The organism is Mycobacteriales bacterium, assembly GCA_030697205.1.
Taxonomy (GTDB): domain Bacteria; phylum Actinomycetota; class Actinomycetes; order Mycobacteriales; family SCTD01; genus JAUYQP01.
Genome location: JAUYQP010000056.1, coordinates 1 through 10,369, shown reverse-complemented (window position 1 = coordinate 10,369; position 10,369 = coordinate 1). Strand labels below are relative to the sequence as shown.

Genomic DNA, 10,369 nt, shown 5'->3' with positions numbered 1-10,369 from the left:
GGCCGGGTCGGCCGCGCGACGCCCCACCAGCCAGCCGGCTCAGGCAGCGACCTCGTCGGCGCCCGGCTCCTCGACCTCGGCGCCGACCGCCCAGTCGGGCAGCCGGTGCATCTCCCCCGTGACGGGGTCGGTGTCGGGCCGCTCGCCCGGGTCGCTGTGCGCGACGACCGCCGGGGTACGCACCGACGTCGTCGTCGCCGTCGCGCGGGAGAGCTCGAGGCCCAGCCGGGTCGCGTTGATCTCGAGCGAGCTGCGGTCCTCGCCCGCCTCGTTCTTCCACGTCGACACCGACAGCGTGCCGCTGACGACCACCCGGTCGCCCTTCTTCACCGACGCCGCGACGTTGTCGCCGAGCTTGCCCCAGGCGCTCACCTGGAACCACAGGGTCGGCAGGTCGACCCACTCCTCGCTCCCCTTCGGCCGGCGCCGCGGCGTCACCGCGACCCGCAGGTCCGTGACGGACGTCCCCGACGGGGTCGTCTTGGCCTTGGGGTCCGCGCCGACGTTGCCGGTCACGGTGATCTCGGGCTCGTACATGCGGGTCCTCCCGTGTCGTCCGGCAGCGGTCCCGCCGGTCCTGACGACGACCGTGCGGCACCTGAGACGCTGCGGGAAGGCCCCGGACCCGGTCTGTGGACGCGCCACGGGCCTGTGGACGACGCCCACGCACCCACTGTGCGACTGCCGTGGCCCACAATGGCCCCGCACGACAGGGCCTCCGTAGCTCAGTGGATAGAGCGCCGGACTTCTAATCCGTTGGTCGCAGGTTCGAGTCCTGCCGGGGGCGCCGGACTTCTCATCCGTTGGTCGCAGGTTCGAGTCCTGCCGGGGGCGCCCGCTTTCCCACGACCCCCCCTTCCCGCTTGTGCGCCGGTGTCGGCGCTACCGGACCCCCGTAGCGCCGACAGCCGCGCACAAGCGGAGATCTCAGGGTGCGGGTCAGGGTGCGGGTCAGGGGGCGGGGAAGGGGGCGGCGACGCTGAAGGCGGCGACGTCGAAGAGCACGTGGCAGGTCGTCGTCGTGTAGAGGGTGATCCGGGCCAGGTCGCCGAGGCCGACGGCAGCGAAGTTCGCGACAACCTGGCCGCGCACGAAGTTGACGTTGGAGGCCGCGGGGCGGTCCGACCCATCGACCACCAGCGGACCGCCAGGGGTGGGGTACGCCGTGAGGTTGCCCGGGCCGACGGGACCGACGACCGTGACGTTGCCCAGCACCCCGGCACCGGAGGTCACCAGCTCCGAGAGGTCCAGCACGACAGCGCTCCCCGCGAGCAGCCGTCCCGAGGTGTCGAAGGAGCCGCCGACGACCCGGGTGCGGCGGTCGTTGGGCGAGCCCTCCTCCGATGTGGGGCCCGGGCGGGTGTCGAGGACGCGCCTCGGCGTGACGAAGGCGAGGTGGTTGGCGAAGGCCGAAGTGTAGACCGTGCCAACGACGGCCGCGCCGTCAGCGCTCGCGGAGGTGTGCGCGTAGTGCAGCAGCTCACCGCTGGAGGCCAGGTCACCGGCGCTGGCGGCCAGCGGACTGAGGCCGTCGCCTGCTGACGACGGCGCCAGCCGCAGGGCCGCTGCGGCGTACCTGCCCTCGGGGGTGGTCGTGGCCGTCGCGTTGTCGAGGACCAATGTGGGCAGCTCGGCCGCGCCGCCGGAGAGGGAGGTCGCGGCCGGGCCGGCGTCGTTGACGGCGCCGAGCAGGAGCGGGTCGCCGGCCGCTGCCTCGGCCTGCCCGCTGACGGCGATGGCTCCGGCGGCGCCGGCGAGCACGACCCCGCCGCGACGCAGCAGCGCCCGCCGGTCATAACCGACGGGCTCTGCGGCGCGGGAGGTCAGCGCGGTGACGGTGGCCTCGAGGCGCGCGATCCGGGCCTCGGTGCTCTCCTGCTCAGGGCTCATCCCGCGACGCTAGCGGGACGCGTGCGTGGACGGTGGCCGCCGTCAGGCGACCGGACGCAGCGCCCAACCGCGGTCGCGCACGTTGCGGAACAGGTCGAGGCCGGTCTTGGCGCGCAGCCGGCACAGCTGCACGTCGACGCGGCGCGACGGGCTGGTGTCACCCCAGCAGACCCAGTGCAGCTGCTCGCGGCTCCACACCTTGCGGGGCTCGGAGAGGAAGAGCGCGAGCAGCTCGACCTGGCGCGGGGACACGTCGAGGTCCGCGCCGTCGAGCGTCACGACGTAGCCCGCGAGGTCGACGACCAGGCTGCCGGTCGCGACGGGCGAGACGACGGCGACGCCGGCGTCGGCGGCGCGGGAGACGAAGTCGCCGGCGGGGCGGTTCGGGACCGAGCGCAGCAGGGGCTGGGCCGGCGCAGTGGCTGACGGGGCGGTCGTCGGGTGCGACGAGAGAGTGGCCGCGATGGGCGTCATGGTGGTCCTCCGGGGTGTCCGTGTGGTCGCGACCGACGCTAGGGAGCGGGGGTTTCCACCAGGCGACCCGAGTGTTTCCGGGTCGTTCCGACTTGGTGCACGCTCAGGGCGCTGCACCGATGGGTCAGGAGCGTTGCTCGGCGGTGTCGGGGGCGTGCTCGACGAGCATCCAGCCGCGGCCGCGCACCGTGACGAGCGAGCCACCCGGCAGCTGCCGCCGCAGGGTGACGAGGACCCCGTCGACGCGGCGCTCGGAGAGCCCCTCGAGCCCGGCGGCCCGGGCGAGGTCGGCCCGCGCCACGACCCGGCCACCCGCCGCGCGCAGCGCGTCGAGCACCGCCGCCTCCTGCGCCGACAAGGCCCCCACGCGTCGACCGTAGGCAGCTCGTGTGTCGCCCAGGTGTCCCCGCTGCTACGCCGCGGTGGCGGTCCTCACCAGGTCGAGCCGCGCCGCTTGGTGGTCTTGCGACGGGTCGTACGACGGCCCGTCCCGAAGATGGAGCGGCTGATCTCGCGTCCCGCAGCCGTCGCCGCCGCCCGCGCGAAGCTCTTGAAGACGCTCGAGCCCAGCACCTTGCCGACCGCGCCCGGCTCGTCGTCGTCGCGCGGCGCCTCCCGCTCGGGCGCGCGCTCCGGGGCCTCGGCGACGGGAGCCTCGGGGGCGGGGGCGACGCGGGCGAGGAGCTTCTCGTACGCCGACTCGCGGTCGACGGCGGTGCCGTAGTCGTCGAGCAGCTCCGAGGCCGCCACGATCGCGGCGTGCTGGTCGGCGGGGAGCTGCGCCATGAGCGAGGCCGGCGGGCGCATCCGGGTCCACGCCACCGGGGTGGGGGCCCCGCGCTCGCTCATGATCGTGACGACGGCCTCGCCGATGCCGAGCTGGGTGAGCAGCTCCTCGAGGTCGAAGACGTCGGAGGTCGGGAAGGTGCCGACCGTGGCCTTGAGGGCCTTGGCGTCGTCGGGGGTGAAGGCGCGCAGGGCGTGCTGGACCCGGTTGCCGAGCTGGGCGAGCACGTCGCTGGGGACGTCCTTCGGCGTCTGCGTCACGAAGAAGACGCCGACGCCCTTGGAGCGGATGAGCCGCACCGTGCGGGTGATCGCCTCGAGGAAGGCCTCGCTCGCGTCGTCGAAGAGCAGGTGTGCCTCGTCGAAGAAGAAGACGAGCTTGGGCTTGTCGACGTCACCGACCTCGGGCAGGTCCTGGAAGAGGTCGGCCAGCAGCCACATGAGGAAGGTGGAGAAGAGCTTGGGCCGGTCCTGCAGGCCGGCCAGCCCCATGATCGACAGCACGCCGCGGCCGTCCTCGGCGACGCGCAGCAGGTCGGCGCTGTCGAACTCCGGCTCCCCGAAGAAGGCCTCGCCGCCCTGGGTCTCCAGGGTGATGAGCTCGCGCAGGATGACGCCGGCGGTCGCCGAGGCGAGCCCACCGAGCTCCTTGAGGTCGGCCTCCCCCTCGTCGCTGGTGAGGTGGGTGATGACGGCGCGCAGGTCCTTGAGGTCGAGCAGCGGCAGGCCCGCCTTGTCGGCGAAGTGGAAGACCAGACCGAGGCTGGACTCCTGCGTCTCGTTGAGGCCGAGCACCTTCGACAGCAGCAGCGGGCCGAAGCTGGTGATGGTCGCGCGCACCGGCACGCCCTCCCCCACCCCGCCGAGGGAGAGGAACTCCGCCGGGAAGCCGGTCGGCGTCCAGTCGGTCGCGGTGTCCTTCGCGCGGCTGGTGATGCGGTCCGACGGCTCGCCCGGGGCGGCCATCCCGGAGACGTCGCCCTTGATGTCGGCGAGGAACGCCGGCACGCCCGCGGCCGAGAGCTGCTCGGCGATGAGCTGCAGCGTCTTGGTCTTGCCGGTGCCGGTCGCGCCGGCCACCAGTCCGTGCCGGTTGAGCATCGACAGCGGCACCCGCACCCGCGACTCCGGGTGGGCCTCCCCGTCGAGCACGAGGGCGCCGAGCTCCAGCGCCGGTCCCTCGAAGGCGTAGGCCTTCCCGATCTCCTCCGCAGCGTCCTTGGTCACGCCCGCGAACCTAGCCCGGGACCACCGTCCGCGTCGCGGGGTCCAGGCTCGCGGTCGCGTTGACGCACAGGACAGGGCAGTCGGGGCCCGCGGCGCGGGTGCGGACAGGCGTGACCTCCCCGGCGTACGCCGTGGTCTGTCCCGTCGCACTCCTCGTCGTCACCTCGACCTGCACCGCGCTGTCCTCGGCCTTGCGCGACAGCGGGAGCTGGAGCACCCCGCCGACCACGGTCTCGCTGCAGACGCCGTCGGCGCAGGCCTGCACGGACGCCACCCCCGCAGGGAGGGTGATCTTGAGCAGGGACTCGCAGCCGATGAGCTGACAGGTCGGCCCGCTCGTGCCGCAGCCGACAAGGGCAGCGAGGGCGGCGACCCGGAGCCAGAGCACGCGATCACACTAGGGTCATCGGGGTGAGCGACCTCCTCGTCTGGATCGACTGCGAGATGACCGGCCTCGACACCGGCTCCGACCTGCTCATCGAGGTCGCCGCCCTGGTGACGGACTCCGACCTCAACGTGCTCGGCGACGGCGTCGACGTCGTCATCGGGGCGACCCGTGAGGAGCTCGAGCGGATGCCCGACGTCGTGCGCGACATGCACGCCTCCTCCGGGCTCACCGACGCCGTCCTCGCCTCGACCGTGACGGTCGCCGAGGCCGAGCAGCAGGTGCTCGCCTACATCCGCGAGCACGTCAAGGAGCCCCGCAAGGCGCCGCTGTGCGGCAACTCGATCGCCACCGACCGCGGCTTCCTCACCCGAGACATGAAGGAGCTCGACGAGTTCCTGCACTACCGGATGGTCGACGTCTCGTCGGTGAAGGAGCTGGCCCGGCGGTGGTACCCCCGGGCCTACTTCAACGCGCCCAAGAAGGGCGGCGGGCACCGCGCCCTGGCCGACATCCTCGAGTCGGTCGAGGAGCTGCGCTACTACCGCTCCACCGTCTTCGTGCCGCAGCCCGGACCGACCTCGGAGGAGGCGGCCGCCGCCGCGACCGCGCTCCGGCCGGAAACCGACTGAGGCTCGCGCGCGCGCTCCGCTATGCTTGCCCGCGCTTCATGGTGGGTGTAGCTCAGCTGGTAGAGCACCGGGTTGTGATCCCGGTTGTCGCGGGTTCGAGCCCCGTCACTCACCCCATAAAGGTGCAGGTCAGGGGCATGATCACTGATCTTCACAGTCTGCTGAGCACCCCATTTTCAAGATCATGGGGCAGCCATGGGGCAGAACTCCACAGCACTGGGCAGGGCTAGGCCGTTCTGGACCGTCTTCGACCCCGCTGACAGGTCCTGCCAGCCGAGGTTGTCGCGGTCACCGGACCGGACCTCTGGGGAGGTCCGCGGGGAGGTTCGCGGGGATGCCGATCCGTTGGCTGCCGCCATGGCGGACCTCCGATGAGCTGGGTCGAGTCGCTGCCGTCCGGCCGCTATCGGGCGGCGTACCGCGACGACGACGGCGGCCGACACGCCAAGTCCTTCGACCGCAAGGCCGACGCCAAGGCCTGGCTCGCCGCTGCCGAGACCGACCGGGCTCGCGGGCAGTGGGTTGACCCGCGCGGCGGCGCGATGCCGTTCGGCCAGTGGGCCGACCAGTGGTTGGCCGCGCGACTGGTTCGCCCGACGACGCTGGCGGGTGACCGCGGGCGGTTGCGCAACCACCTGCAGCCGGCCTTCGGCGACGTGCCGCTCAAGGACCTGTCGCCACTGCGGGTCCGGGCCTTCATCGCCGAGCTGGCCGGCACCCGCTCCCCCGCGACCGTCCGGCACATCCACGCGCTGCTCTCCTCGATCCTCGGCGAGGCCGTAGAGGAGGGGCTGCTGCTGTCCAACCCGTGTCGGCGTACCAAGCTGCCACCACCACCGCGGTACGAGGGGGTGTTCCTGTCCTCCGAGCAGCTGGACCGGCTGGTGGACGCGGTCGACCCGGCCTACCGATGTCTAGTGCTGACCGCGGCCGGCACCGGCATGCGCTGGGGCGAGCTCGCTGGTCTCGGCCGGGAGCACCTGGATCTCCTGCGTCGACGGCTCCGGATCGAGCGGACGCTGGTGGACCTCGACGGTCATGTGTCCTTCGGTGAGCCCAAGACCCGCGGGTCGCGCCGGACGGTGTCGTTGCCGGCGCCGGTCGTCGAGGCGCTGGCCGCGCATCTGCGTGGGCACACCAGCGAGCTGGTCTTCACCTCGCCCGAGGGCACGCCGCTGCGACGCCGCAACTTCTGGTATCGGGTTTGGCTGCCGGCGGTGCGCGCCGCCGGGTTCGACCCCGCCCCGCGGTTCCACGACCTGCGGCACACCCACGTGGCCCTGCTCATCGCCTCCGGCGTGCCCATCAAGGCGATCCAGGACCGGCTGGGTCACGCCTCGATCGTGATGACGATGGACCGCTACGGGCACCTGCTCGACGACGTCGACGAGCAGGTCATCGCGGCCCTCGACAGCCGGCTGCCGGGTCGGGGCACCGGCAGCTGACGTGGGCCATCGTCAGCGGCAGCGCAAGCGGGTCCGACCGCGACCCGCTCCGCCGCTGGCTGTGGCGCAGACGTCGGGCGCGCTCGCTGCCGCCGCACTGAGCCCCGCGCGACCCACGGCTCCCCCGCCGTCGGGATCGGCGCTCGAGGAACTGGCTTGGCTGGTGGCCGAGCAACGCCGACTCAGCGACCGCCAGCGGCAGGTCGTTGCCGCCCTGGTCGCCGATGGCACTGCCTGGCCGGCCATCGCGGCCACCCTCGACGTCAGTCGGCAGGCCGCGCGCCAGCGGTACCTGCGCACCCACGAGCCGCATGCGAAGCCGAGCTGACAACGCGCGTTGTCAGCGCTGCGGACCGTAGGTACAAGTGTGTCGGGAATGATGATCTTGGTTTTGGGGGGTGTGGTGGGGAGGCGGTGGCGGAGGCGGAGCGGGTCGGTGGCGAGGACGAGCGGCAGGCGGTCAGGGCGAGCAGCGAGGGGAGCGGCCGGGCGTGCGGCGGGGAGAGCGGCCGGACGAGGTAGGTCGGCGGCCGTGAAAGGAGCGGATGAGCAGTTGCGGACGGGCGGTCCTCGGGCTGCGTCAGGGCTGCGCGTCGGCCCGCGAGCCAGCGGGCCGTCTCGGTGAGCTCGGCGGGCAGGTCGACCGGCCACCCGATCGGCTGCCCGACAGAGCAGGCCAGGCGCTGCGTGCTCCACGGGCCGCACTTGGTGCGCGTGACGATGACATGTGTCAGTCGATCCGCCGGCCGCCAGCTGCCTGCAGCTGATCGAGTACGGCGCGGTCGCGAACTGCCATGGCGGCGCCGATGCCGCCGTACTGCCCGAGCAGCCGTGGCGCCACCGAGGGCGCGGTCGAGCTCGCGAGCTCGTGATGCACGACTGTTCGTCACGGTCACCCCCCATGCCGCATGCGTGGAACCCGCCTCCGACGGCGCCGGCCGCGGGATCCCCGCTCAACCGAGCAGAACCGGTCTTCTGGCTCAAAGGTGGAGCGGCCGGATGGGGGCGAAGACCAGCGAGGGGTCGGCGAGCCACTGGTCGCGCGGCAGCACGTCGACGTAGAGCTCGATCTCGTGGCCGTCGGGGTCGGCGATGTACAGCGAGTGCGTGACGGTGTGGTCGCTGGCGCCGAGGACGGGGACGCCGTGCCGGTCGAGGTGGCGGACCACCTCGCGCAACTCCTCGTCGCTCTCGCCCACCTTGAGGCCGAAGTGGTACATCCCGACGCGTCGGCCGGGCGGCATGGGCGCGGCGGAGGGCCCGACCTCGATGAGCAGCAGCTCGTGGTGGGTCCGACCCGAGCTGAAGGCGGCGGCGGGAACGGAGAGCGGCACATCCCCGCGCACCTCGTCCCAGCCGAGCACCTCTCGGTAGAAGTGCCGGGACCGGTCGAGGTCGCGGACGTAGAGGACCAGGTGACCGAGTTCCTGGACGCGCATGGCTGTGACTCCTTCTCAATGATCCTTGTGACGCGGGGGTGGGGCGGATGCCCGGTTGCGGATGCTCAGCCGGTCTCCGGGGACGCGGCCCCGCGCGCATGGTCGTAGGAGGCCGTGACCAGGTGGGCGACGACGTCGGCTTCGTCGTCGTCGCGCGGGGCGTAGATCATCACGCTGCCCGGGGGGATCAGTCCGCGTGCAGCGATCGGATGCTGTTCCGCCCAACCGGCTTCGATGGCCTGGCGGGCGACCTCCGGCGGGAGGGCCACGTGCAGGGAGTGGTCAGGAGCGGGGTGCAGGTGCGCGAACTCCGTGCCGATCATGAACGCCTCCGGCGGCCCGAGCGCCTGGTCCGGGGGCAGGGTGAGGGCTCGGGCGCCGGGGACGGAGATCAGGCTGCCGGCCCAGACGACGCCGGGCAGGTCGGTGAGCAAGGCCTCGAGCCGCCGGCGCGGTCTGTCGTCGAGCGGTTGCTGCTCCAGCTGCATGTGCGGGTTGGTCGGCGTGGTCCTTGGCCGCAGGCCGCTGCGCTGCGGGAGGGAGGCGCTGCCCGGGGTCATGACAGCTCGAACAGCGGTCCGAACACGACCAGGCCGAGGTCGTCGCCGAGTTGGGCGAACAGCCCGAACATCACCAGCGCGGCTCCGGCCAGCGCCAGGTCCTTGAGGAACTGGGTCTGCTCGTTCATCCGGGCCGCGGCGTCGGTCTCGGCCCAGAATCCGTGCATGAGGAACGCGGTGGGCAGCAGGAACGCCGCCAGCAGCAACGCACCGAGATCCGGCCACACCCCGACGGCGACCATGAGCGCGCCGACCACGATCTGCACGCCGCTGGCGAGCACGGCGATCCCAGCGGCGGGGACCTTCTTGCTCGCCGCGTACCCGGTCATCATCTGGCGCTGGGTGATGTGCGCGACCCCCGAACCGAGGAACAGCACGGCGAACAGGATCCGACCGACGAGCACGACGACGTCCATACTTCCTCCAGACCCACGGCGGACTTACTATTTGTAAGTCTAGCTATTATCAGTCGTGGGAGGTGAGGTCAAGCATGAGCCGGTCAGGGGTGCGAGGGCGTGGCGAGCCCGCCGAACCTGCCGCCCTCGACGCGGACCTCGGGTCGGGCTACTGCGTGGTCTTCCATCGGGCGATCGAGCTGATCGGTCGGCGGTGGAACGGCGTCATCGTCCGGGCGCTGCTCGGGGGCGGGCAGCGTTTCAGCGACGTGCGCGCGGCGGTTCCCGGGTTGTCCGACCGGCTGCTCGCCGAGCGACTGCGAGAACTGGAGCGCGAGGGGGTCGTGACGCGGGCCTGCCCCTCCTCCGCCCGGGGCGCCCGCTACAGCCTGACGGCCAAGGGCGAGGCCCTCGCCCCCGTCGTGGATGCGGTGTCGTCGTGGGCGGCCATCTGGGTGGAGGCGGGTGAAGCAGCATCCGGCGATGGCCGGGACTGCGGTGAGCCGCGTCAGGGAACGATGCGCGAGCCGTGAGAATGTGCTTGAGATGGCGTTATCGGCCCGACGCCACCAGGAACTGGGGTGATGAGCCGAACGTGGGAGGCCGCCGTGAACTCGACGTCGCCGACATTGCCGCGTTGTAACCGGCGTCCACCACCACCGCATCTGGCTTCAACCATCCGCCTCGGATGAGCTCCGGGCGTCCGGCTGCAGCCACCACGATGTCAGCCTGCCTAATCAGCTCGGCAAGGTTTCGTGTGCGTGAGTGGCAGTAGGTCACCGTGACGTTACGGTTGAGCAGGGGCATCCCCACCGGCTTACCGAGGATGGGGCTGCGACCGACCACAACGGCATGCGCGCCGTCAAGCTCCACTTCGTAATGATCAAGCAGGCGCAGCACACCGGCCGGCGTACATGAGGCGAAGCCGCCAAGGCCCAAAGACATCTGTGCGAACGAGGTCATGGTCACGCCGTCAACGTCTTTGCGTGGGGCGATTGTCTCGTGCCGGGTTTGATGGAGACCATCAAGCCACGGAGGATGACGGATGGCGGCACCACGGAAGTACCCGGATGAGCTTCGGGAGAGAGCGATCCGGCTGACGCTGGACGCGCGCAAGGATCCGGCCTCGCGGCCGG

The 10,369-nt window shown here is 71.9% G+C and carries 14 protein-coding genes, 2 tRNA genes and 1 pseudogene; 6 read left to right on the top strand and 11 right to left on the bottom strand.

Annotated elements, in window-relative coordinates; all coding sequences use genetic code 11:
- Nucleotides 1-39 precede the first annotated feature (39 nt).
- Entirely contained in the window at nt 40-537 is a 498-nt protein-coding gene (locus Q8R60_18635; GenBank protein ID MDP3714486.1) for a single-stranded DNA-binding protein, read from the bottom strand.
- A gap of 177 nt (nt 538-714) precedes the next feature.
- Here Q8R60_18635 and Q8R60_18630 point away from each other — a divergent pair.
- Nucleotides 715-787: transfer RNA gene (locus tag Q8R60_18630), tRNA-Arg, on the top strand.
- A 164-nt stretch (nt 788-951) separates the two neighbouring features.
- On the opposite strand, the gene Q8R60_18625 is transcribed toward Q8R60_18630, so the two are convergent.
- From Q8R60_18625 to Q8R60_18605, 5 genes are all read right to left on the bottom strand, one after another.
- Entirely contained in the window at nt 952-1,890 is a 939-nt protein-coding gene (locus Q8R60_18625) for a hypothetical protein (GenBank protein ID MDP3714485.1), read from the bottom strand.
- Nucleotides 1,891-1,932: 42 nt separating this feature from the next.
- Complete coding sequence (locus Q8R60_18620; GenBank protein MDP3714484.1) at nt 1,933-2,364, bottom strand: winged helix-turn-helix domain-containing protein; 432 nt, start codon at nt 2,362-2,364, stop codon at nt 1,933-1,935.
- Between the two features lie 124 nt (nt 2,365-2,488).
- Nucleotides 2,489-2,731, bottom strand: coding sequence for a hypothetical protein (locus Q8R60_18615; protein ID MDP3714483.1), 243 nt, complete (start codon nt 2,729-2,731; stop codon nt 2,489-2,491).
- A gap of 65 nt (nt 2,732-2,796) precedes the next feature.
- A complete protein-coding gene (locus Q8R60_18610) occupies nt 2,797-4,377 on the bottom strand; it encodes a DUF853 family protein (GenBank protein MDP3714482.1) in 1,581 nt (526 codons plus the stop codon).
- Nucleotides 4,378-4,387: 10 nt separating this feature from the next.
- On the bottom strand, nt 4,388-4,765 hold the full coding sequence (locus tag Q8R60_18605) for a hypothetical protein (protein MDP3714481.1): 378 nt from the start codon (nt 4,763-4,765) through the stop codon (nt 4,388-4,390).
- Nucleotides 4,766-4,788: 23 nt separating this feature from the next.
- Here Q8R60_18605 and orn point away from each other — a divergent pair, with 23 nt between their 5' ends.
- From orn to Q8R60_18585, 4 genes are all read left to right on the top strand, one after another.
- On the top strand, nt 4,789-5,394 hold the full coding sequence (gene orn, locus Q8R60_18600; protein MDP3714480.1) for an oligoribonuclease: 606 nt from the start codon (nt 4,789-4,791) through the stop codon (nt 5,392-5,394).
- Between the two features lie 41 nt (nt 5,395-5,435).
- Nucleotides 5,436-5,511, top strand: a tRNA-His gene (locus tag Q8R60_18595).
- Between the two features lie 254 nt (nt 5,512-5,765).
- Entirely contained in the window at nt 5,766-6,839 is a 1,074-nt protein-coding gene (locus tag Q8R60_18590; GenBank protein ID MDP3714479.1) for a tyrosine-type recombinase/integrase, read from the top strand.
- Nucleotide 6,840: 1 nt separating this feature from the next.
- Nucleotides 6,841-7,167 (top strand): hypothetical protein, encoded by a 327-nt coding sequence (locus tag Q8R60_18585; protein ID MDP3714478.1) that lies wholly within the window; start codon nt 6,841-6,843, stop codon nt 7,165-7,167.
- A gap of 402 nt (nt 7,168-7,569) precedes the next feature.
- On the opposite strand, the gene Q8R60_18580 is transcribed toward Q8R60_18585, so the two are convergent.
- The 4 genes from Q8R60_18580 to Q8R60_18565 form a co-directional block, all read right to left on the bottom strand.
- The gene (locus Q8R60_18580) at nt 7,570-7,716 is read right to left on the bottom strand and encodes a hypothetical protein (protein MDP3714477.1); all 147 of its coding nucleotides are present in this window, start codon (nt 7,714-7,716) and stop codon (nt 7,570-7,572) included.
- A 103-nt stretch (nt 7,717-7,819) separates the two neighbouring features.
- Complete coding sequence (locus Q8R60_18575; protein ID MDP3714476.1) at nt 7,820-8,278, bottom strand: VOC family protein; 459 nt, start codon at nt 8,276-8,278, stop codon at nt 7,820-7,822.
- A gap of 65 nt (nt 8,279-8,343) precedes the next feature.
- Nucleotides 8,344-8,838: a DUF5519 family protein gene (locus Q8R60_18570; GenBank protein ID MDP3714475.1), complete on the bottom strand. Its 495-nt coding sequence runs from the start codon at nt 8,836-8,838 to the stop codon at nt 8,344-8,346.
- Nucleotides 8,835-9,254 (bottom strand): DoxX family protein, encoded by a 420-nt coding sequence (locus Q8R60_18565; protein MDP3714474.1) that lies wholly within the window; start codon nt 9,252-9,254, stop codon nt 8,835-8,837. Before Q8R60_18565 ends, Q8R60_18570 begins: the two co-directional genes overlap by 4 nt.
- A 74-nt stretch (nt 9,255-9,328) precedes the next feature.
- On the opposite strand from Q8R60_18565, the gene Q8R60_18560 reads away from it, so the two are divergent.
- On the top strand, nt 9,329-9,766 hold the full coding sequence (locus tag Q8R60_18560) for a helix-turn-helix domain-containing protein (GenBank protein ID MDP3714473.1): 438 nt from the start codon (nt 9,329-9,331) through the stop codon (nt 9,764-9,766).
- Here the strand turns inward: Q8R60_18560 and Q8R60_18555 are convergent.
- Nucleotides 9,742-10,235 (bottom strand): annotated as a pseudogene (locus Q8R60_18555) (bifunctional 5,10-methylene-tetrahydrofolate dehydrogenase/5,10-methylene-tetrahydrofolate cyclohydrolase). The gene Q8R60_18560 and the pseudogene Q8R60_18555 overlap by 25 nt on opposite strands.
- Nucleotides 10,236-10,369 lie beyond the last annotated feature (134 nt).

Coding starts and splice junctions, on each gene's coding strand:
- Q8R60_18620 (MDP3714484.1), bottom strand. CDS start 2,364: ATGACGCCCATCGCGGCCACTCTCTCGTCGCACCCGACGACCGCCCCG.
- Q8R60_18635 (MDP3714486.1), bottom strand. CDS start 537: ATGTACGAGCCCGAGATCACCGTGACCGGCAACGTCGGCGCGGACCCC.
- Q8R60_18625 (MDP3714485.1), bottom strand. CDS start 1,890: ATGAGCCCTGAGCAGGAGAGCACCGAGGCCCGGATCGCGCGCCTCGAG.
- Q8R60_18565 (MDP3714474.1), bottom strand. CDS start 9,254: ATGGACGTCGTCGTGCTCGTCGGTCGGATCCTGTTCGCCGTGCTGTTC.
- Q8R60_18590 (MDP3714479.1), top strand. CDS start 5,766: ATGAGCTGGGTCGAGTCGCTGCCGTCCGGCCGCTATCGGGCGGCGTAC.
- Q8R60_18570 (MDP3714475.1), bottom strand. CDS start 8,838: ATGACCCCGGGCAGCGCCTCCCTCCCGCAGCGCAGCGGCCTGCGGCCA.
- Q8R60_18560 (MDP3714473.1), top strand. CDS start 9,329: ATGAGCCGGTCAGGGGTGCGAGGGCGTGGCGAGCCCGCCGAACCTGCC.
- Q8R60_18575 (MDP3714476.1), bottom strand. CDS start 8,278: ATGCGCGTCCAGGAACTCGGTCACCTGGTCCTCTACGTCCGCGACCTC.